Source organism: Streptomyces sp. WY228 (assembly GCF_019287315.1).
Classification (GTDB): domain Bacteria; phylum Actinomycetota; class Actinomycetes; order Streptomycetales; family Streptomycetaceae; genus Streptomyces; species Streptomyces caviscabies.
In genome coordinates, this window is sequence record NZ_CP079114.1 from 7,030,679 (window position 1) to 7,051,973 (window position 21,295).

The 21,295-nt window shown below is 71.7% G+C and carries 18 protein-coding genes and 2 pseudogenes; 15 read left to right on the forward strand and 5 right to left on the reverse strand.

Annotated elements, in window-relative coordinates; genetic code table 11:
• Genes KV381_RS30840 through KV381_RS30850 form a run of 3 tightly spaced genes read left to right on the forward strand, consistent with a single transcriptional unit; the run spans position 1 to position 2,476 of the window.
• Positions 1–930 carry a glutamate ABC transporter substrate-binding protein gene (locus KV381_RS30840; protein ID WP_030084158.1) on the forward strand — a complete coding sequence of 310 codons (930 nt, stop codon included), beginning with the start codon at positions 1–3 and terminating at the stop codon, positions 928–930.
• 17 nt (positions 931–947) lie between these two features.
• The gene (locus KV381_RS30845; protein ID WP_098025482.1) at positions 948–1,592 is read left to right on the forward strand and encodes an amino acid ABC transporter permease; all 645 of its coding nucleotides are present in this window, start codon (positions 948–950) and stop codon (positions 1,590–1,592) included.
• Positions 1,589–2,476 (forward strand): amino acid ABC transporter permease, encoded by an 888-nt coding sequence (locus tag KV381_RS30850; protein WP_218786813.1) that lies wholly within the window; start codon positions 1,589–1,591, stop codon positions 2,474–2,476. The genes KV381_RS30845 and KV381_RS30850 overlap by 4 nt, the downstream gene beginning before the upstream one ends.
• 32 nt (positions 2,477–2,508) lie before the next feature.
• Here the strand turns inward: KV381_RS30850 and KV381_RS30855 are convergent.
• Both KV381_RS30855 and KV381_RS30860 read right to left on the reverse strand, forming a co-directional pair.
• Positions 2,509–2,773 (reverse strand): annotated as a pseudogene (locus tag KV381_RS30855) (CocE/NonD family hydrolase C-terminal non-catalytic domain-containing protein); the annotation flags it as partial.
• 65 nt (positions 2,774–2,838) lie between these two features.
• Positions 2,839–4,044 carry an Ig-like domain-containing protein gene (locus KV381_RS30860; protein ID WP_086778388.1) on the reverse strand — a complete coding sequence of 402 codons (1,206 nt, stop codon included), beginning with the start codon at positions 4,042–4,044 and terminating at the stop codon, positions 2,839–2,841.
• Positions 4,045–4,200: 156 nt separating this feature from the next.
• On the opposite strand from KV381_RS30860, the gene murJ reads away from it, so the two are divergent.
• The gene (murJ, locus tag KV381_RS30865) at positions 4,201–5,853 is read left to right on the forward strand and encodes a murein biosynthesis integral membrane protein MurJ (protein WP_030084167.1); all 1,653 of its coding nucleotides are present in this window, start codon (positions 4,201–4,203) and stop codon (positions 5,851–5,853) included.
• A gap of 10 nt (positions 5,854–5,863) precedes the next feature.
• Here the strand turns inward: murJ and KV381_RS30870 are convergent, their stop codons facing one another.
• On the reverse strand, positions 5,864–6,610 hold the full coding sequence (locus KV381_RS30870; protein WP_030084169.1) for a hypothetical protein: 747 nt from the start codon (positions 6,608–6,610) through the stop codon (positions 5,864–5,866).
• A gap of 105 nt (positions 6,611–6,715) precedes the next feature.
• On the opposite strand from KV381_RS30870, the gene ggt reads away from it, so the two are divergent.
• Together ggt and KV381_RS30880 are read left to right on the forward strand one after the other, a co-directional pair.
• Positions 6,716–8,533 (forward strand): gamma-glutamyltransferase, encoded by a 1,818-nt coding sequence (ggt, locus tag KV381_RS30875; RefSeq protein WP_218786814.1) that lies wholly within the window; start codon positions 6,716–6,718, stop codon positions 8,531–8,533.
• 136 nt (positions 8,534–8,669) lie between these two features.
• The gene (locus tag KV381_RS30880) at positions 8,670–9,380 is read left to right on the forward strand and encodes a glycoside hydrolase family 75 protein (protein ID WP_030084173.1); all 711 of its coding nucleotides are present in this window, start codon (positions 8,670–8,672) and stop codon (positions 9,378–9,380) included.
• A gap of 24 nt (positions 9,381–9,404) precedes the next feature.
• On the opposite strand, the gene map is transcribed toward KV381_RS30880, so the two are convergent.
• On the reverse strand, positions 9,405–10,172 hold the full coding sequence (gene map / locus KV381_RS30885; protein WP_218786815.1) for a type I methionyl aminopeptidase: 768 nt from the start codon (positions 10,170–10,172) through the stop codon (positions 9,405–9,407).
• Positions 10,173–10,245: 73 nt separating this feature from the next.
• Between map and KV381_RS30890 the strand changes: the two genes are divergently transcribed.
• The 9 genes from KV381_RS30890 to KV381_RS30930 all read left to right on the forward strand — a co-directional run bounded on the left by KV381_RS30890 (position 10,246) and on the right by KV381_RS30930 (position 20,391).
• Complete coding sequence (locus tag KV381_RS30890; RefSeq protein ID WP_030084178.1) at positions 10,246–10,515, forward strand: helix-turn-helix domain-containing protein; 270 nt, start codon at positions 10,246–10,248, stop codon at positions 10,513–10,515.
• A gap of 68 nt (positions 10,516–10,583) precedes the next feature.
• Positions 10,584–11,807: an alginate lyase family protein gene (locus KV381_RS30895; RefSeq protein ID WP_218786816.1), complete on the forward strand. Its 1,224-nt coding sequence runs from the start codon at positions 10,584–10,586 to the stop codon at positions 11,805–11,807.
• 9 nt (positions 11,808–11,816) lie between these two features.
• Positions 11,817–12,197 carry a PPOX class F420-dependent oxidoreductase gene (locus tag KV381_RS30900; RefSeq protein ID WP_086778384.1) on the forward strand — a complete coding sequence of 127 codons (381 nt, stop codon included), beginning with the start codon at positions 11,817–11,819 and terminating at the stop codon, positions 12,195–12,197.
• Positions 12,198–12,371: 174 nt separating this feature from the next.
• Entirely contained in the window at positions 12,372–13,865 is a 1,494-nt protein-coding gene (locus KV381_RS30905) for a hypothetical protein (protein WP_218786817.1), read from the forward strand.
• Positions 13,866–14,063: 198 nt separating this feature from the next.
• A complete protein-coding gene (locus tag KV381_RS30910; protein WP_103537323.1) occupies positions 14,064–14,906 on the forward strand; it encodes a nitrilase-related carbon-nitrogen hydrolase in 843 nt (280 codons plus the stop codon).
• On the forward strand, positions 14,903–16,186 hold the full coding sequence (locus tag KV381_RS30915; RefSeq protein WP_030625100.1) for an aspartate aminotransferase family protein: 1,284 nt from the start codon (positions 14,903–14,905) through the stop codon (positions 16,184–16,186). The genes KV381_RS30910 and KV381_RS30915 overlap by 4 nt, the downstream gene beginning before the upstream one ends.
• A gap of 98 nt (positions 16,187–16,284) precedes the next feature.
• Complete coding sequence (gene hydA / locus KV381_RS30920) at positions 16,285–17,685, forward strand: dihydropyrimidinase (protein ID WP_103537322.1); 1,401 nt, start codon at positions 16,285–16,287, stop codon at positions 17,683–17,685.
• Positions 17,686–17,696: 11 nt separating this feature from the next.
• A complete protein-coding gene (locus tag KV381_RS30925) occupies positions 17,697–18,698 on the forward strand; it encodes a TIGR03842 family LLM class F420-dependent oxidoreductase (RefSeq protein WP_030084191.1) in 1,002 nt (333 codons plus the stop codon).
• A 154-nt stretch (positions 18,699–18,852) separates the two neighbouring features.
• Positions 18,853–20,391, forward strand: a complete 1,539-nt coding sequence (locus KV381_RS30930; protein ID WP_098025508.1) for an NCS1 family nucleobase:cation symporter-1 — start codon at positions 18,853–18,855, stop codon at positions 20,389–20,391.
• On the opposite strand, the pseudogene KV381_RS30935 reads toward KV381_RS30930, so the two are convergent.
• A pseudogene (locus KV381_RS30935) lies at positions 20,370–21,245 on the reverse strand (ThuA domain-containing protein); the annotation flags it as partial. The gene KV381_RS30930 and the pseudogene KV381_RS30935 overlap by 22 nt on opposite strands.
• Between the last annotated feature and the right edge of the window lie 50 nt (positions 21,246–21,295).

Below are 21,295 nucleotides of genomic sequence, written 5' to 3' on the forward strand. Positions count from 1 at the left end.
ATGTTGCGCACGAGGAACACGCGTACGGGCAGGGCGGTCGCCCTGGTGGCCGGTCTCCTGCTCGCCGCACTCGCCGCGGGCTGCGGGAAGGACGGCAGCCCGCCGGTCAAGGGCCCCAAGGCCGAGGCCCTGCCGACGTACCAGGTGGACACCGGCTTCGAACTGCCCGACTCCCGCACCTGGACCAAGGCGAAGCGGCGCGGCTACCTGGTGGTCGGCGCCAAGGAGGACCAGCCGTACCTGGGGGAGAAGGACCCGGCGACCGGGATCTACTCCGGGTTCGACATCGAGATCGCCCGGATGGTGGCGGCCTCGCTCGGCTTCGAACCGAAGACGATCCGCTTCCGCACGATCGCCTCCGCCAACCGCGAGACGGCCCTGCAGAACGGCCAGATCGACTACTACGTCGGCACCTACACCATCAACGACATGCGCAAGAAGCTCGTCGGCTTCGCCGGCCCGTACTACATGGCGGGCCAGGGACTGCTGGTGCGCACCGACGAGAACGACATCAACGGGCCCCAGGACCTGGCGGGCAAGACCGTCTGCTCGGCGGCCGGCTCCACGCCCTACCAGCGCATCGCCGCCGACTACCCCAAGGCGACGCTCGTCGCGTACGACACGTACTCGATCTGCGTCGACAACCTCCTCACCTACCAGGTCGACGCCGTCACCACCGACGACGCGATCCTGCTGGGATTCGCGGCCAAGGCGCCCGACGAGATGAAGGTCGTCGGCAAGCCCTTCTCCCAGGAGCCGTACGGCATCGGCGTACCGCGCGGCGACAACGCCCTGCGCAACGCGATCAACGACGCGCTGGAGGCCAACGAGAGAAACGGCAACTGGAAGAAGGCGTACGAAGCGACGCTCGGCCTCTCCGGAGCGCCCGCGCCGACCCCGCCGCCCATCGACCGCTACCCGGCGAACTGAGGGGACGCGCCTCACCCATGGACGTACTGACAGAGAACTTCTCCCTCTACGGCAAGGGCTTCCTCGGGACCGTCGAGCTGACCGTCTACGCCTCCGCGCTGGCGCTCGTCCTCGGCTTCCTGATGGCGTCCTTCCGGGTCGCGCCCGTCGGCTCCTTCCGGGTGCTGGGCACGGTCTGGGTCACCGTGCTCCGCAACACCCCGCTGACGCTGCTGTTCTTCGCGGTCCTGCTCGGCCTGCCCCGCTTCGGGCTCGTCCTGCCGTTCCAGGTCTTCGCCGTCATCGCGCTCGGCTGCTACACCTCGGCCTTCATCTGCGAGGTGCTGCGCTCCGGCATCAACACCGTGCCCAAGGGCCAGGGCGAGGCGGCCCGCAGCCTCGGCATGAACTTCAGCCAGACCCTCGGCACCGTGGTGCTGCCGCAGGCGTTCCGGTCGGTGATCCCCCCGGTCGGCTCGACCCTGATCGCCCTGGCGAAGAACTCCGCGATCGCCGGCGCGTTCAGCGTCACCGAACTCCTCGGCACCTACAAGACGCTCAACGAGCTCGGCTACAGCATCATCTGGTCCTTCATCTGGATCGCCGTCGGCTACCTGATCATCACCCTGACCATCAGCGCGGTGTTCAACGTGATGGAGAAGCGCTGGGGAGTGGCACGATGACCAAGACCCTCACCCGCAGGCCGTCGTCGCCCGCGGCCACCGCGCTCTACGACATCCCCGGACCGGTGGCCCGCAAGCGGCACCTGATGTACGGGATCGCCTCGACGGTGCTGATCGTGGCGCTGTTCGGCTGGATCGTCTATCTGCTCTTCGACACCGACCAGTTCACCGCGCAGAAGTGGACGCCCTTCGAGTACAAGGGCATTCAGGAACTGCTGCTGCGCGGCCTCGGCAACACCCTCAAGGCGTTCGCGTACGCCGCGGTCCTCTCGCTCGCGCTCGGCGCGGTCCTCGCGGTCGGCCGGCTCTCCGAACACCGGGTGCTGCGCTGGATCTCCACCCTGCTGGTCGAGTTCTTCCGGGCCATGCCGGTACTGGTGATGATCTTCTTCATCTTCGTGGCGCTGAAGGTCCAGCCGCTGCCCGCCCTGGTCGCCGGTCTCACGCTCTACAACGGCTCGGTCCTCGCGGAGGTGTTCCGCACCGGGATCAACTCCGTGGACCGGGGCCAGCGCGAGGCCGCGTACGCGCTCGGGATGCGCAAGACACAGGTCACCACGTTCGTCCTGGCACCCCAGGCCGTACGCGCGATGCTGCCTACCATCATCAGTCAGCTGGTGGTCGCGCTCAAGGACACCTCACTGGGCTATCTGATCACCTACGAGGAATTCCTCCACGCCGGAAAGCTGATCGCGTCGAATCTCGACTACGATCTTCCCTTCATCCCCGTCGTGATGGTGATCTCCCCGATCTACATCGGGATGTGCATGCTGCTCTCGTGGTTCGCCACCTGGGCGGCCCGTCGTCAGCGGCGCAATCCGAAGACGAAGGCGGTGGGGGTGACCCCGGCCGAACCGGGGACGCTGCTGCCGGGAGGGCAGTAGCCGGGCAGTGCCCGCCCGGCAGCAGTCGGTGATCACTTCTCGCGCAGCGGGACCGGGAGTCGACCCGGGTCCGTGGAGGGCGGGAAGAAGGTCAGCTGCGCGCCGGTCGGGTTGTGCTCGATGTACAGCGGATCGACGGTGTCGATCACCAGGGCGAGCCGGTGACCGGCCGGGACGTCGTGGGCCGTGGAGCACAGCTCCGGGTCTACGGGGAACGGCCGGCCCGGCGTCTGCCCGTGGAAGGTGTACGGGGGCATCGCCGACCAGTCTGCCGACGCCGAGCGGCCCCGCGTCGTGGAACTACGCGACGCGGGGCCGCTCGGCGGACGTCGGGCCCCGGCCGTCGTGTCAGCAGCCGCTCGCTACAGGGCGCTCTTGGCCCGCCAGTCGGCCCACGAGACGTTCCACGCGCCGTAGCCGTTGCCCTCGGCGACCGTGCCCTTGGCCTCCGCGCCGGTCATCTCGAACGGGTCGCCCACCCGCACCTGCCCGTACAGCGCGGCCGCGTCGGCGTCGCTCATCCCGACACAGCCCGAACTCCGGTTGGCCTGACCGAAGTGGCGCGCGTTCCACGGGGCCGCGTGGGCGTACATCCCCGACCAGGTCAGCCGCATCGAGTAGTCGACCATCTTGTCGTAGGCGTCGCCGAGGCCCACCGTCTCGGAGCGCATGTTGATCGTGCCCTCCTTCGACATCAGGACCGCCGTGCCCCGCCAGGAGGCCTTCTCGCCGCCCGGGGTGCCCGCCGACATCGGGAGGTCCAGGACCTGCTTCCCGTCCCGGCGCAGGGCGAGCCGGTGCCGGTCGAGGTCGACCTCGACCACCTGGGCCGCGCCGACCGTGAACGTCGTCGCGTAGTCGCGGACGAACCAGCCGCCGTCGGCGCCGGTGTTCACGCCGTTCAGCCGTGCGTCCAGGGTGACCTTCGTACCGGGCTTCCAGTACTCCTCGGGCCGCCAGTCGACGCGGTCCTTGCCCGAGTAGTCCTGGAGCCAGCCCCAGGAGCCCTCGGTGCCGTTGGACGTCGAGACCTTCAGGGCCTTCTCGACGGCCGCCTTGTCCTTCACCGGGTGGTCGAAGACGACGGACAGCGGCTGTGCGATGCCCACGGTCGTGTTCTTCCCCGGCGCCAGCGACAGCTTGTTGACCTTCTCGGCCGCGGCGGTGGTGAACGCCGCCCGGTCGCTGCCGCCGCCCGTGTCCTTCGCCTCGACGGTGTACGCGGTGCCCGGTGCGGCGACCCGCTCCGACGTCCAGGTCCGGCCGTCGGCGGATATCTTCCCGGCCAGCGCACCGCCCTTGCCCGCCGTCACCGACACGGCCTGGAGCTTTCCGTGCGCCAGCGTCACCTTCACCGGACCGCCGGGCGTCGCGGCCTTGCCCGTGAGGTTCACCGAGACGCTGGTGGCGGGCGCCTTGTCGTCCCCGCCCGACCCGGCGGATCCCGAGGAGCCGCCCGAACACGCGGTGAGCGCGGCGGCGAGCAGCGCCGCGGGCCCGGTCAGGGCGAGCCGGGCCCTCCGGCCGGCCGGGGCGGTACGACGGATGTGCGGGCGTGCGGGACTCAACGGAAAAACCTCCAGGGCAGAGACGCTCGGCATGGGAGAGGTATTTCCCCCATGTCGGGTTCCGTCCGCTCCGGGAAAACCCTGACGTCGAGGCGTCCCCGCGGTCCGGAGTACGCTCCACCGTCGGCCTGCACCTCGGAACACGGGAGACCTTCAGTGAGCGCGACCGTCGACAGCACCGCCGGGCCTTCGGTCAAGCCGGCCTCGGTGCTGCGCAGCGGGGCCGTGATGGCGGCCGGCTCCGTCGTCTCGCGCGCCACCGGCTTCGTCCGCTCGGCCGTCGTCGTCGCCGCACTCGGCACCGGCCTGACCGCGGACGGCTACACGGTCGCCAACACCGTGCCCAACATCCTCTACATCCTGCTCATCGGCGGCGCGCTCAACGCGGTCTTCGTCCCCGAACTGGTCCGGGCCGCCAAGGAGCACGCCGACGGGGGAGCGGCGTACACCGACCGGCTGCTCACCCTGTGCACCGTCGGCCTCCTCGCGCTCACCGCGCTCGCCGTCGCGGCCGCGCCCCTCATCGTCGGGCTCTACACCGACTACGACGACCGTCAGGCCGAACTGACCGTCGCCCTCGCCCGCTACTGCCTGCCGCAGATCCTCTTCTACGGGCTGTTCACCCTGCTCGGCCAGGTCCTCAACGCCCGCGGCAGGTTCGGCGCGATGATGTGGACCCCGGTCCTCAACAACGTAGTGATCATAGGGGTGTTCGGCCTCTACATCGCCGTCGCCGCGAGCTCGGACGGCGCCCTCTCCGACACCGACGCCCATCTCCTCGGCTGGGGCACCACCGCCGGGATCGCCGTCCAGACCCTCGCCCTGATACCCGCCCTGCGCGCCGCGAAGTTCCGCTGGCGGCCCCGGTTCGACTGGCGCGGCAGCGGACTGACCCGGCCGATGCGCGCGGCCGGCTGGCTGGTGCTGCTGGTCCTCACCAACCAGCTCGCGTACTGGGTCGTCACCCGGTACTCCACCATCGCCGGTCAGGAGGCGTTCGAGCAGCAGGTGGCGGGCGGGGCGGGCTACACCGCGTACAGCTACGCCTACCAGCTCTGGGTCGTCCCGCAGGGCATCATCACCGTCTCGCTCGTCACCGCGCTGATGCCCCGGATGAGCCGGGCGGCGGCCGACGGCGACCTCGCCGGGCTGCGGCGCGACGTCGCGTACGCCCTGCGCACCAGCGCCGCCGTCGTCGTGCCCGCCGCCACCGCCCTGCTGGTGCTGGCGCCCTGGGTGCTCGGCTCCGTCTTCGGGTACGGGCGCACCACCGACGCCGATATCACGGTGATGGCCGGAATCATGATGGCGTTCGCCCCCGGGCTGCTCGCCTTCTCCGGGCAGTACGTCCTCTCGCGCGGCTTCTACGCGATGAGCGACACCCGCACCCCGTTCCTGCTCAACCTGGTGATCGCCGCCGTGCAGGCGGGCCTCTCGGTCGCCGCGTATCTGCTGCTGCCGGCGCGCTGGGCGGTGACCGGGATGGCCGGGGCGAGCACGGTGGCCTTCTTCGCCGGGTTCGCCGTCACCGGATACGTCCTGTCGAGGCGGCTGTCGGGGCCCGGGGCCGCCTCCCCGCTGCGGTCGCCGACCCTCGGCGCGCACGTCCGGCTGATCGCCGCCTGTCTGCCCGCCGGTGCGCTGGCGTACGGCGCGGCCCGCGCGACGGAGGGCGCCGGGGACGTGGCCGCCGCCGGAGCCGGAACCCTCGCACTGCTGCTCGTCGTGGTGCTGCTGGCCCGGCCGTTCGGGATCGGCGAGATCACCACGGCGGTCGCCGCCGGCCGGGCACGGCTGCGACGCCGATGAAGGGGCGCGGTCAGCTGCCCGCCCGGTGCGAGGCGGGCGGGGCGGTGGGCGCCGGGGCCTGCGCCTCGCGGGTCACATCGCCGACGAGCTCGACCACATCGGGGCCGTACGCCTGGGAGTTGACGACCTTCAGCAGCAGGCAGAACGACTTGTTGCCGTGCTTGCGGAGCAGCTTCTCGTAGTTCCGCGCCACATAACGGGTCGCCGCCTGATTGGTGATGGCCCGCTGACCGCAGAACAGAAAGACCGGGCGCGCCTCCTGACCACCCGTCAGCCGGGCGAGCAGCACGTACTCGGAGGTGCCCGGCTCCAGCCGGTAGCGTTCCGAGCCGACCTGGAACGCCACCCGGTCCGGGCCCGGATCCTGCTCGATGTTGATCCGCACGCCGGGCAGCAGGGTCCGCAGGTGGGCCGCCATCCGCTGATTGGACATCGGACCGCCGACGCAGAACTCCGTACGCTCGCCGAATCCCTGCTGGGCCGTGTCGTGCGTGACGATCTGCGCGTGCGCCGCGCAGTCCTTGATCAGCGCGGAGAGTTCGAGCAGCGCGAAGGCGTCGTGGCGGTGCACGGAACCGTCGGCGCCGGCGTACCGGTTGACCACCAGCAGGCATTCGGAGTTCGCCGGCAGTCCGAAGAAGACCTGCTTGCGGCGGAGCTTGCGCCGCCAGAGATAGGTCCGGGCCAGCCAGCCCAGCGAGGCGCTGATGCCGGCGGCTATCACGCCCAGCACGATGTTGCGTACGTCGTCCGTCATGGGCGCGCATGGTATCGGTCATTCGGGTAACCGTTCGAGGCGGTCCTGACGATCCGGGTCCGCCGGGGCTACCCTGCGGCGGAGATCCGTTGACTGGAGGTACGTATGCGCCGTTCCGTCGGTCGGAACACGTCGCTGTTGGCCGTCCTCGCCGTGGTCGCCTCGGTCGGAGCCGCCGCCCCGGCGGCCACCGCCGGGCCCACCGCGCCGAGGCCCGCGCCGCCCAAGTCCCCGGTGGCGGTGGGGCACGGGGGAGCGGTGGCGAGCGTCGACGCGGACGCGTCCGCCGCCGGGATCGAGGTGCTGCGCAAGGGCGGCAACGCGGTGGACGCGGCCGTGGCCACCGCGGCGGCGCTCGGCGTGACGGAACCGTACTCCGCGGGCATCGGCGGCGGAGGCTACTTCGTCCACTACGACGCGAAGACGCGCCAGGTGCGGACCATCGACGGCCGCGAGACCGCCCCGCGCAGCGCGGACGCCTCGCTCTTCCTGGAGAACGGCACACCGATCCCCTTCGAGGAGGGTGTGACCAGCGGCCTCGGGGTGGGCACACCCGGCACCCCGGCCACCTGGGAGCGGGCGCTGGACGCCTGGGGCTCCAAGTCCCTGCGTACGCTGCTGAAACCGGCCGAACGCCTGGCCCGGGACGGCTTCGTCGTGGACGACACCTTCCGCTCGCAGACCGCCGCCAACCAGGCCAGGTTCGCCGACTTCCCGGCCTCCGCGAAGCTGTTCCTGCCCGGCGGTGAACTGCCCGTCGTCGGCTCGGTGTTCAAGAACCAGGACCTGGCCCGTACGTACGAGAAGCTCGGCCGCAAGGGCGTCGGAGAGCTGTACCGGGGTGAGTTGGCCGACGACATCGTGCGCACCGTGCGCAAGCCGCCCGTCGACCCGGACGCCACCCGGGTCGTCCGCCCCGGCGATCTGACCCGCAAGGACCTGGCCTCCTACCGGACCCTGCGCCAGGACCCGACCAAGGTGAACTACCGGGGCCTGGACGTCTACGGCATGGCCCCCTCCTCCTCCGGCGGCACCAGCGTCGGCGAGGCGCTCAACATCCTGGAGTCCACCGACCTCTCCCGGGCCGGCCGGACCCAGTACCTCCACCGGCTCATCGAGGCGAGCCGGATCGCCTTCGCCGACCGGGGCCGCTGGGTCGGCGACCCCGCCTTCGAGGACGTACCGACGAAGGAACTGCTCAGCCAGCGGTTCGCCGACGCGCGCGAGTGTCTGATCCGCGACGACCGGGCGCTGACCAGCCCGCTGCCGCCGGGCGACCCGCGCAACCCCGAGCGGTGCGGCAGCGGTGGCACCGCCGCGCCCACCACGTTCGAGGGCGAGAACACCACGCACCTCACCACGGCCGACAAGTGGGGCAACGTCGTCGCCTACACCCTGACGATCGAGTCCACCGGCGGCAGCGCCATCACCGTGCCCGGCCGCGGCTTCCTGCTCAACAACGAACTGACCGACTTCTCCTTCGCCCCCGCCAACCCGGCGGTCCACGACCCGAACCTGCCGGGCCCGGGCAAGCGGCCGCGCTCGTCGATCTCGCCGACCATCGTGCTGAAGCACGGCAAGCCGGTGCTCGCGCTCGGCTCGCCGGGCGGGGCGACGATCATCACGACGGTCCTCCAGTCGCTCACCGGCCATCTGGACCGGGGGCTCCCGCTGGTCGACGCCATCGCCGCGCCGCGCGCCAGCCAGCGCAACGCGCCGACGACGGAGATCGAGCCCGATCTGTGGAACAGTCCGGTCCGCGCGGAGCTGGAGAAGCTCGGCCACGCCTTCAAGCAGAACCCGGAGATCGGAGCCGCCACCGGAGTGCAGCGGCTGCCCGACGGCCGCTGGCTCGCGGCGGCGGAAAAGGTGCGCCGGGGCGGCGGCTCGGCCATGGTGGTGCATCCGGGCGGCGGTCACTGAGCCGGCCGGACGAAGCAGGGGCGGCGGGGCCGGTATCACGCGACACAGCGCGCGGTACCGGCCCCGCGGCCTTGGCGCACCGCCAAGGGAACCCGTACGGGCGTCCCCAGGTCCGAGGGAAGGGTTCTTCCGCACGATGCGCACCCGCATGCTCGCCCTGACATCCGCCGCCTGCGGCGCCGCGCTCCTCGGAGCGGCGGCCCTGCCCGCGTCCGCCACCGGCCCCGGGCCCGCCCCCGGACAGGAGCCGGCGACGGCCACCGCGGCGACCGCCGCCGAGCTGCTGGCCGAGGTTCGCGCCTGCGCCCGGATCTCGAAGGGCACATACCGCACGGACAGCGGCAGCGCGAAGGCCACGGTGCCCGTCTGCGGCACCGAGGACGCCGTCTTCTGGAAGGCGGACATGGACATCGACTGCGACGGCCGGAAGACGAAGGCCTGCAACAGGAAGACCGATCCGTACTTCCTGCCGGAGACCGCGTTCCAGAGCTCCCGCGGCGAACCGCTGGACTCGGCCGCGCTCCCCTATGTGGTGGTACCGGGCCCGAGCAAGGTGTGGGACTACCGGAAGTCGGGGCTCACCGGCGGCAGCGTCGTGGCCGTCGTGTACCGCGACCGGGTGCGCTACGGCGTGATCGGCGACACCGGCCCCACGAACATCATCGGCGAGGCGTCGTACGCCATGGCGAAGGCCCTGGGCATCGACCCCGACCCCGCGACCGGAGGCGCGGCGTCCGGTGTCACGTACATCGCGTTCAAGAACTCCCGCGTCTCCCCGATCGAGAGCCGCGCCCGGGCGCAGAGCCGGGGAGCGGCCCTGGCCAGGGAGTTCGTCGGACGCTCCTAGGGGGTGTCCGGCTGTACCGAGTGTTCACAGCGCGGTCAGGATGCGCGGGCCGTCGTTCGTGATCGCCACCGTGTGCTCGGCGTGCGAGGCCCGGCTGCCGTCGGTCGTCCGCAGCGTCCAGCCGTCCGCGTCGTGGCGGAACTCGTCACCGCCGCCGGCGATGAGCATGGGCTCGATCGCCAGGACCATGCCGTGCCGCAGCGGCATACCGCGCCCGGGGCGCCCCTCGTTCGGCACGGACGGGTCCTCGTGCATGGTCCGGCCGATGCCGTGCCCGCCGTAGCCCTCCATGATCCCGTAGCCCGCCTCGCGGCAGACCGTGCCGATCGCGTGCGCGATGTCCCCGATCCGGTTGCCCACCACGGCCGCGCCGATCCCGGCCTCCAGGGCCCGGTTCGCGGCGGCGACGAGGCGGGTGTCGGCGGGGCGGGCCTCGCCCACGGTGAAGCTGATCGCCGAGTCACCGGCCCAGCCGTCGAGGAGCGCGCCCGCGTCCACGCTGACCAGGTCCCCGTCGCGCAGCGGCTCGGCCGAGGGGATGCCGTGCACGATCGCGTCGTTCACCGAGACGCAGACGACGGCCGGGAAGGGGGTGGGCGCGAAGTGCGGTTTGTAGTTCAGGAAGGGCGAGGAGGCTCCGGCCTCGCTCAGCACCTCGCGGGCCGCCTCGTCCAGTTGGCGGGGGGTCACGCCGACCGCCGCCGCCTCCCGCGCCCGGGTCAGGATCCGCGCGACGACCCGTCCGGCCTCGCGCATCGCTTCGAGCTGTGTGTCCGTCTTGATGTGCACCATGCCCATTACTATACCGGTCGAAGCGGTATAGTAATGACGGTATAGAAATGGCATTCCGTAGTACGATGGGCCCATGGTCCGCACCCCTCTGACACCCGAAGAGCGCCTGCGCGGCGAACGGCTCGGCACGCTGCTCCGTGCGGCGCGCGGGGAGCGCAGCATGGCCGCCGTCGCGGCGAGCGCCGGAATCTCCGCGGAGACCCTCCGGAAGATCGAGACCGGCCGCGCCCCCACACCCGCCTTCTTCACCGTGGCCGCCCTCGCCGGTGCGCTGGGCCTCTCCCTGGACGAGATCCTCGGCCGCTGCGCGCCGGAACCGTCCGCGGTGCCGCTGATCGCGTAACCGGGCGACCGCGCACGGGCGGCGCAACAGATCCTGCGCCTCGCCCCGCCCCGGTCCACCGTGGAGGCGTGCCCGTACGGAAGAGTCTTCGCGCCGCCCTGATCGCCCCGCTGCTCCTGCTGCCCGCCTGCGCCCCCGCCGCCCACGACTCCGCCGCGCCCAAGGACACCACGGGCCCGGCCGCCTTCCGGCATCCCGGCGTGGTGGTCAGCGCCGACGGGCTCGCCGCCGTACGGGAGAAGGTCGCCGAAGGCCGGGAGCCCTGGAAGTCCGCGTTCGACGCGATGAAGGCCAGCCGGTACGCCTCGCTCGCCTACACGCCGCACCCGGCCGAGGACGTCGCCTGCCCGCCCAACTCCGGGCCGCTGGCCTGCCTGGCGGAGCGCGAGGACGCCATCGCCGCGTACACCCACGCCCTGCTCTGGCAGCTCACCGGAGAGCCCCGGTACGCCGCCGAGGCCGTACGGATCATGGACGCCTGGTCCGCCGCCCTCAAGAAGCACAGCGACGGCAACGCCGGTCTCCAGGCCGCCTGGGCCGGCTCCACCTGGGCCAGGGCCGCGGACCTCGTCCACGCCACCTACCCGGCCTGGCAGGGCCCCGCCGTCCAGCGCTTCAAGTGGATGCTGCGCAAGGCCTACCTCCCCGACGTCACCGCGCCGGTGCCCGACTACAACGGCAACTGGGAACTGACGATGACCGACGCCGCCATCGGCATCGCCGTCTTCCTGGAGGACCACACCGTCTTCGCCGACGCCCTGCGCCGCTACCGCGACCGGGTGCCCGCCTACTTCTACCTGACCTCCGACGGGCCGCTGCCGAAGCCGCCGCCCGGCAGCACCATCGACACCCCGGAGGAGATCCGCGCGTACTGGTTCGAGCAGCGGAAGTACGTGGACGGGCTCGGCCAGGAGACCTGCCGCAACCTCATGCACATCGGCTACGCGCTCGCCGCCACCGCGCACATCGCCGAGACCGCCTGGCACCAGGGCGTCGACCTCTACGCCGAACAGGCCCAGCGGCTGCGCTCCGCCGTGGAGTTCCACGCCCGCTACCAGCTCGGCGCGAAACCGCCGAAGTGGCTCTGCGGCGGCACGGTGGTGCGGACCATGGGCCCGGACGTCGAGATCGCCCTGAACCATCTGAGCCACCGCCTGCACCTGGCGCTCCCGGAGACCGAGAAGCTGGCCGCCGCCACGCGTCCCGCCGGCACGGACGATCTGTTCGTCGCCTGGGAGACCCTCACCCATGCGGACGGCCCCGACCGGCAGGACGCCCACCGGGGCGCGTAGGGTCGCGCCGTGACTCTCCAGGACTTCGCGCGCAGCGAATACGTCAGCCTGACCACGTACCGGAAGAACGGCACAGCCGTCGCCACGCCCGTCTGGGCCGCCGCCGAAGGTGATGTGCTGTACATCTGGACCCGCTCCGACTCGTGGAAGGTCAAGCGGCTGCGCAACAACGGCAAGGTCGTCGTGACCGTCTGCGACGTGCGCGGCAGGATCGCCGACGGAGCCCCCAGCGCGGAGGGCACGGCGACGCTCCTCGACGAGGACGGCACCCGCGCGGCGCGCAAGCTGCTGGCCCGCAAGTACACCTGGAAGTTCTGGATCGTCGACTGGCCGGCGACGATCGCCCGGCTCGGCAAGCGTCCGCACACCGGGATCGCCGTCACCTTCTGAGCCCGGTCGGGCCCGTCGCCACCGGACCGGACGGAGCGCGCGCGGGGGCGCGCGGCCGGGCGCCGTGCTCCCGCCGCAGCGTGCCCGAAAGCCGCGCGTAGCCGTCCCGTAACACGTCTGCGGTCGAATGCCTCCGGACGGGAAGGCTCCGGTCGAGGGTCGGCGAGGGCGACGATGACGGTGCATCAACAGGCTGACGAAGTAGGGGCGTTCGCGGAATACCTGCGGGACCTGGTGGCCCGTCTCGACCCCGGACGCGGTTGGTACGGGGTCTTCGGCCGGCGCGATCCGGCCGATATGCGGTCCTGCCTCGACGGAGTCGAGATCCCGCCCTGGGACGTGGTGGAGTCGCTGCTCGCGGACCTCGCCGCACTGCACGGCGCCCGGTTCGCCGAGCAGGTCTCGGTGCGCGCCGCCGCGCTCTACTCCGCGTCCGCCGCCACCCACGACCGGCGGCCCGGCGGACGCCAGGAGCTGGTCCACCGGCTGGAGTTGATGGTCCGCGAGCAGCACCGGGCGGCGGAGCGGCTGCGCGGCGCCGGGCCCGGCGGCCCGGATCCGGCCGGGCCGGAGGCGCTGGCCTGGGCCCGCGACGACCATGAACGGGCCACCGCGCGGTGTGCGGAACTGCGCAAGCGGCTGGCCGCCGTGGCGGCGCCCGAGGGCTGGTTCCGGGCGGAGCACCCCGAGGAGCGGCCCGCCGGGACGGCCGGGACCGGCCGGGTTCCGCGGCCGCGCGCCGAGGTGCGGGACCCGGCGGCCGGACACCCCGGAGCCCGGTGGCCCGCGAGCGACGACGGAACCGGGGCCGGGGCCCAGGCCGCCCCCGCCCCGGACACGGCCGCCCATGACGCGCCTGCCCCCGACACATCGCCCGCCCCACCTGCCCCACCCGGCCCAGCTGCCCCGGCGCCCCGGCGGAAGAAGCCGCGAGGCGCCCGGTTCGCCGGACTGGAGGTCGACGAGGAGGAGACCGGCTACGCCCCGATGCCGCTGCCCGGCCCGCCCGCCCCCGCGCGCTCGGCCGCGCCCGCCCCGCGCGGCGCCCGCTTCGGCGGCGCGGGGGAGGAGGGCCGGGAGGGGCACGAGGGCCGGGGTGGGACCGGGCGGGACCGTGCGCCGGACGCCCTGCCGGATCCGGCCGCCGGGCAGGCCGTCGCCGGGGCCGTGGCCCAGCTGGTCCGGCTGCGCGCCGAGGGGCGCAGCGGTGAGGCGCACGTGGTGCTCTGCGAGGTCGCGGCCTGGCCCGCGCCCTGGCTGCCGGTGCTCGCGGTCGCCCTGTACCGCGCCGGGCTCGCCGCCGACTGGACGACCCTGCTCTGGGAGGTGTCCTCGCTGCCGCCCGCCGGGTTCGCCGCGGCCGCCGGCGCGCTGGCCGCCGCCGGGCGCGAGGCGGACTGCGGGCTGCTGCTGCGCCAGGGCGTGGCCCGGCCCGCCGCCGAGGTCGCCGCGTCCGTGCTCGCCCTGGACGACGCCGGCCGGGAACGGGAGGCGCGGGACCTGCTCGGCGCCTTCGTCCGCGTACGCACACCGCAGGAGTCCGCCGCACTGGCCGGAGACGGCACCCGGCTGCTGCCGCTCCTGCTGGCGGCGGCCCGCGAGGTCTCCGTCGAGCGGGAGTGGGACCTGGTGCACGCGCTGCGGGTCGCGGGCGTGCCGGGGGTCTGAGCTCCCGGGTGCGGCGTTGCCGAATCGGTACGGTGTCCGTTGTGGACCGCTCGGGTGCGAAACATGATCGACTCAGCCGGTTCACGGCGATGGTCTTGCCCCGCCGGACGGAGGGGCTTACGTTCTCCATCCATGCACCGATCTACGTGCGTAGAGAACGCGTGCAGGCTCTCTGACGCCGCGTCGAAGGAGCAGCTCATGTCCCACGTCGTACGCGCCGCACTCGTCCAGGCGACCTGGACCGGCGACACCGAATCCATGCTTGCCAAGCACGAGGAACACGCGCGCGAGGCCGCCCGGCAGGGGGCGAAGATCATCGGCTTCCAGGAGGTGTTCAACGCCCCCTACTTCTGCCAGGTCCAGGAGCCCGAGCACTACCGCTGGGCCGAGCCCGTCCCGGACGGGCCGACCGTGCAGCGGATGCAGGACCTGGCCCGCGAGACCGGCATGGTGATCGTCGTCCCGGTCTTCGAGATCGAGCAGTCCGGGTTCTACTACAACACCGCGGCCGTGATCGACGCCGACGGCTCGTATCTCGGCAAGTACCGCAAGCACCACATCCCGCAGGTCAAGGGGTTCTGGGAGAAGTACTACTTCAAGCCCGGCAACGCCGGCTGGCCGGTCTTCGACACCGCCGTAGGCAAGGTCGGCGTGTACATCTGCTACGACCGGCACTTCCCCGAGGGGTGGCGTCAACTCGGACTGGGCGGAGCCCAGTTGGTGTACAACCCGTCGGCCACCTCGCGTGGGCTCTCCAGCCACCTCTGGCAGCTGGAACAGCCGGCCTCCGCCGTCGCCAACGAGTACTTCGTCGCCGCGATCAACCGCGTCGGCCGCGAGGAGTACGGCGACAACGACTTCTACGGCACCAGCTACTTCGTCGACCCGCGCGGCCAGTTCGTCGGGGAGGTCGCCAGCGACAAGGAGGAGGAACTCGTCGTACGCGACCTCGACTTCGACCTGATCGAGGAGGTCCGGCAGCAGTGGGCCTTCTACCGGGACCGACGGCCCGACGCGTATGACGGGCTGGTGGAGCCGTGACCGGACTGTACGAGCGCCACCTCGCCGTCAGCCCCGAGTGGCTGGCCCTCTACTACCGCCACCCCATCGAACTCACCCACGGCGAGGGCCGGCATGTCTGGGACGCGGACGGCAACCGCTACCTGGACTTCTTCGGCGGCATCCTCACCACGATGACCGCCCACGCGCTGCCCGAGGTCACCAAGGCGGTCGCCGAACAGGCCGGGCGGATCATCCACTCCTCCACCCTCTACCTCAACCGCCCCATGGTGGAGATGGCCGAGCGGATCGCCACCCTCTCCGGCATCCCCGACGCCCGGGTCTTCTTCACCACCTCCGGCACCGAGGCCAACGACACCGCGCTGCTGCTCGCCACCGCGTACCGCAGGTCCAACCAGATCCTCGCGATGCGCAACAGCTACCACGGCCGGTCCTTCTCGACGGTCTCGATCACCGGCAACCAGGCCTGGTCGCCCACGAGTCTGTCGCCGCTCCAGACCCTGTACGTCCACGGCGGCGTCCGCACCCGCGGCCCGTACGCCGAGCTGAGCGACGAGGCGTTCATCCGGGCATGCGTCGCCGACCTGGAGGACCTGCTCGGACACACCCGCAACCCGGCGGCCCTGATCGCCGAACCCATCCAGGGCGTCGGCGGGTTCACCTCGCCGCCCGACGGGCTGTTCGCCGCGTTCCGCGAAGTCCTGGACCGGCACGGGGTGCTGTGGATCTCCGACGAGGTGCAGACCGGCTGGGGCCGTACCGGCGAGCACTTCTGGGGCTGGCAGGCGCACGCCGAGAACGGGCCGCCGGACATCCTCACCTTCGCCAAGGGCATCGGCAACGGCATGTCGGTCGGCGGAGTGGTGGCGCGCGCCGAGGTGATGAACTGCCTCGACGCCAACTCCATCTCCACCTTCGGCGGTTCACCGATCACCATGGCCGCCTCGCTCGCCAACCTCTCCTACGTCCTGGAGCACGACCTCCAGGGCAACGCGCGGCGCGTCGGCGGGCTGCTCATCGAACGGCTGCGCTCGGTCGCCGCCGGTTCGCCCGCCGTACGCGAGGTGCGCGGCCGGGGCCTGATGATCGGCATCGAGCTGGTGAAACCCGGCACCGACGAGGCCGACCCGGACGCCGCCGCGGCCGTCCTCGAAGCGGCCCGCGCGGGCGGGCTGCTCATCGGCAAGGGCGGCGGCCACAACACCAGCGTGCTCCGCATCGCCCCGCCGCTGACCCTGACCGTCGCCGAGGCCGAGGAGGGCGCGGCGATCCTCGCGGACGCCCTGCACGCGGCGGGCTGACCCGCGCCCGGCGGCCCCGTACGTATACGAACCGCACGGGGCCGCCCCGGCCGTACGCCCAAGGGCCGGTGAACCGCCCCGAGTTGAGGAGGGACCCCATGAGCCGTACCGTCATCCACGGTGGTCTGGTCATCACCGCGTCCGACGAGATCCACGCCGACGTACTCGTCGAAGGCGGCCGGATCGTCGCCCTCGCCGCCCACGGAACCGACGCCGCCGAGAGCTGGAACGCCGACCGGAGGATCGACGCGACGGGCAGGTACGTCATCCCGGGCGGCGTCGACGGGCACACCCACATGGAGATGCCGTTCGGCGGGACGTACGCCGCCGACACCTTCGAGACCGGCACCCGGGCCGCCGCCTGGGGCGGCACCACCACCATCGTCGACTTCGCCATCCAGAGCGTGGGCAGCTCCCTGCGCGAAGGGCTCGACGCCTGGTACGCCAAGGCCGACGGCAACTGCGCCATCGACTACGCCTTCCACATGATCCTCGCGGACGTGAACCCGTCCTCGCTCAAGGAGATGGACCTCCTCGTCGCCGAGGGCGTCACCTCCTTCAAGCTGTTCATGGCCTACCCCGGCGTCTTCTACAGCGACGACGGCCAGATCCTGCGCGCCATGCAGAAGGCCGCCGGAAACGGCGGGCTGATCATGATGCACGCCGAGAACGGCATCGCCATCGACGTCCTGGTCGAGCAGGCGCTCGCCGCCGGGCACACCGACCCCCGCTACCACGGCGACGTCCGCAAGGTCGCCCTGGAGGCCGAGGCCACCCACCGCGCCGTCCAGCTCGCCCGGGTCGCCGGATCCCCCCTCTACGTCGTCCACGTCTCCGCCGACGAGGCCGTGGCGGAGATCGCCGCCGCCCGCCACAAGGGCCTCCCGGTCTTCGGCGAGACCTGCCCGCAGTACCTCTTCCTCTCCACCGACAACCTCGCCGAACCCGACTTCGAGGGCGCGAAGTACGTCTGCTCCACCCCGCTGCGGCCCAAGGAGCACCAGGAAGCCCTGTGGCGGGGCCTGCGGAACAACGAACTCCAGGTCGTCTCCACCGACCACTGCCCCTTCTGCTTCTCGGGCCAGAAGGAGATGGGCCGCGGCGACTTCTCCAAGATCCCCAACGGCATGCCCGGGGTCGAGCACCGCATGGACCTGCTGCACCAGGCCGTCGTGGACGGCCACATCACCCGCCGCCGCTGGATCGAGATCGCCTGCGCCTCCCCGGCCCGGATGTTCGGCCTCTACCCGAAGAAGGGCACCATCGCCCCGGGAGCCGACGCCGACATCGTCATCTACGACCCGGCCGCCGAACAGACCCTCTCCGCCGAGACGCACCACATGAACGTCGACTACTCGGCGTACGAGGGCAAGCGCATCACCGGCCAGGTCGAGACCGTGCTCTCGCGCGGCGAACTCGTCATCGACGGACGGAAGTTCACCGGCCGCGCCGGACACGGCATGTACACCCCCCGCGCCACCTGTCAGTACCTCGACTAGGAGATCCCGCCATGGACTTCGGCCTCGTCCTCCAGACGGACCCGCCCGCCTCCGCCGTCGTCGGCCTGATGCGGCGCGCCGAACGCAACGGGTTCCGCTACGGCTGGACCTTCGACTCGGCGGTGCTCTGGCAGGAACCGTTCGTCATCTACAGCCGCATCCTGGAGCACACGGAGAAGCTGATCGTGGGCCCGATGGTCACCAACCCGGGCACCCGCACCTGGGAGGTCACCGCCTCCACCTTCGCCACCCTCAACGACATGTACGGCAACCGCACCGTCTGCGGCATCGGACGCGGCGACTCCGCGATGCGCGTCGCGGGCCGCAGGCCCAACACCCTGGCCCGGCTCGGCGAGGCCATCGACGTCATCCGGGACCTCGCCGAGGGCCGGGAGGCGACGGTCGACGGGCAGCCGCTGCAACTGCCGTGGGTGAAGGACGGGCGGCTGCCGGTGTGGATGGCGGCGTACGGGCCCAAGGCCCTGGCGCTGGCCGGGCAGAAGGCCGACGGCTTCATCCTCCAGCTCGCCGACCCCTTCCTCACCGAGTGGATGATCAAGGCGGTACGGGACGCGGCGTCCGACGCCGGACGGGACCCGGACTCCGTCACCATCTGCGTCGCGGCCCCCGCCTACGTCGGCGACGACCTCGACCACGCCCGGGAGCAGTGCCGCTGGTTCGGCGGGATGGTCGGCAACCATGTCGCCGACCTGGTCGCCCGCTACGGCGAACACTCCGGTCTGGTCCCCGAGGCGCTGACCGCGTACATCGCCGGCCGCTCCGGCTACGACTACAGCCACCACGGCCGCACCGGCAACCCGGACACCGCCTTCGTCCCGGACGAGATCGTCGACCGGTTCTGCCTGCTGGGCCCCGCCGAGGCGCACATCGAGAAGCTCCAGGCGCTGCGGGACATGGGGGTCGACCAGTTCGCGCTGTACAACATGCACGACGCCCGCGAGAAGACCATCGACGCGTACGGAGCCGAGATCATCCCGGCCCTGACCGCCTGACCGCCTGACCGCGCGACTGCCTGTCTGCTGACCGCCTGTCCGGCTGACCGCGCGGCCTCGCCCGGCCTTCCCTTCACCCTCCCCCTGCCGCTGTTCGCACGCGCACCGCCCGCACCGCCCCGCACGGCACCGCTCCCGAGCGAAGGGCACCACCATGACCGCCACCGTCCCGCCCACCCCACCGCCCCCGGACGCGATACCCGCGCCCGCCGCCTCCGACCGGGTCGAACTCGCCCACGGCTACGTCCCCGACGACCCCCGCTTCGCCAACGAGGACCTGCTGCCCGTTCCCGTGGAGCGGCGCACCTGGACGACGTACAACTTCGCGGCCCTGTGGATCGGCATGGCCCACAACATCCCGTCCTGGCTGCTCGCCTCCGGTCTGGTGGCGCTCGGCATGGACTGGAAACAGGCCGTGTTCACCATCGCGCTCGCCAATGTGATCGTGCTGGCCCCGATGCTCCTCACCGGGCACGCCGGGCCCAAGTACGGCATTCCCTTCCCCGTCCTGGCCCGCGCCTCCTTCGGGCTGCGCGGCGCCAATCTGCCCGCCCTGATCCGGGCCGCCGTCGCCTGCGCGTGGTTCGGCATCCAGACCTGGATCGGCGGCGTCGGCATCTTCACGCTGCTCGGCAAGATCTTCGGCGGCTGGGCCGGCGCGGCGGAGATCGGCGGGCAGCCCTGGACGCTCTGGCTCTGCTTCGCCCTCTTCTGGGCGCTCGAACTGGCCATCATCTACCGGGGGATGGACACCCTGCGCCGCTTCGAGAACTGGGCGGCGCCCTTCGTCCTGGTCGGGGCGGTCGTGCTGCTGGTCTGGGTGGCGGTCAAGGCGGGCGGTTTCGGCCCGCTGCTGGACCAGCCGTCCGCGCTCGGCTGGGGCGCCGACTTCTGGCCGGTCTTCTTCCCGTCCCTGATGGGCATGATCGCCTTCTGGTCGACGCTCTCCCTCAACATCCCCGACTTCACCCGCTTCGGCGCCGGCCAACGGGCCCAGATCCGCGGACAGTCGCTCGGCCTGCCGACCACGATGACCTTCTTCGCCCTGCTCTCGGTCTTCGTCACCTCCGGTTCGCAGGCGGTGTACGGGGTGGCCATCTGGGACCCGGTCCAGCTCGTGGCCCGTACCGACAACGTCTTCGGACTGGTTTTCGGCCTGGTCACGGTGCTGATCGCGACGGTCTCGGTGAACATCGCGGCGAACGTGGTCTCACCGGCGTACGACCTGGCGAACCTCGCGCCGAAGTTCATCAGCTTCCGCACCGGGGCGCTGATCACGGGCGTGATCGGGGTCGTGATCATGCCGTGGAAGCTCACCGAGACCCCGGAGCTGTACATCTTCACCTGGCTGGGGCTGGTGGGCGGGCTGCTCGGCACCGTCGCGGGCATCCTGATCGCCGACTACTGGATCGTCCGCCGCACGGTCCTCGACCTGGCCGACCTCTACCGCCCCGGCGGCCGCTACTGGTACCGGAGCGGCTGGAACTGGCGGGCGGTGGCGGCCTTCGTGGTCGGCGGTGTCCTCGCGGTGGGCGGCTCGCATTCGGCTCCCGGCAAGGGGCCCTTCCCCGCCGACGGTCTGATCCCGTTCCTGAAGCCGCTCGCCGACTACGGCTGGGCGGTCGGGCTCGCCTCCTCGCTGGTGCTGTACGTGGCGCTGACCCGCCGGGGGAGCGGGGCGGCGACGGGCTGAGCGGAGGTCGCACCGGTGCCGAGCCACTTCAGCCCGTCCAGGAGGAAGGTGTTCTGGGTGGCGGAGTCGAAGGTCGACGACAGCGGCGTACCGGTCTCGTAGTTCATCGCGTTGTGGCCGAAGTTGGCGTACAGCATGCGGTAGTCGTGGTTGGTCCACACGAGCGGGTAGTCGCCGCTGTACCAGCTCTGATCGGGGTCCGTGCCCAGCGGGAAGCTCACCGGGTCGACCGAGGCCAGTACGTCGATGGCGGGGTTGGTGCGCAGATTACGGCTCCAGCTGTACCACTCGCTCACCGACGAGGTGAACGTGCCCGGCAGGCGCTCCGTCGACGGGTGGGTGCGGTGGTCGGTGTGCAGCGTCGCGGTGGTGGGGCCCCAGGTGTTGGTGGCGAAGTCGCCGCTGCCCAGGAACTGCTCGTAGTACCAGGGCCAGCTTCCGGAGTCGGTGGTGAACGCCGCGACATGGAAGCCCATCCAGGCCCCGCCACCACGCATGTACGCCTCGAAGCCCGCGCGTTGGGCCGCCGACTGCGGGGCGTCGTCGAGGAAGAGGACCACGTCGTACTGCTTCAGCGCCGCGCTGTCGCTGAGCAGGTTCCAGTTGTTCGTCGCGGTGTAGGTGAAGCCGTGCTCCGCGCCCTGCCTCGGGAACCACTCGTTGGCTTCCTTGACGAAGCTGATGTGGGCCGCGTCCCAGGTTCCGCTGGAGAACGCGACGACCTTGAACGGCGCCGCGGCGGACGGTGATCGAGGAGTCGCGCCGGCCGGTGACACGAGAAGTCCCAGCAGCAGGGCGAGGAGGGCGAGGAGCGACAGGCCGGCGCGCGAGCGGCCGTGGGGGGCCTGGGGCATGGGTGGGGTCCTTTGTTCGTCCATGTGGCGACCGTTCCACCATGTGATTA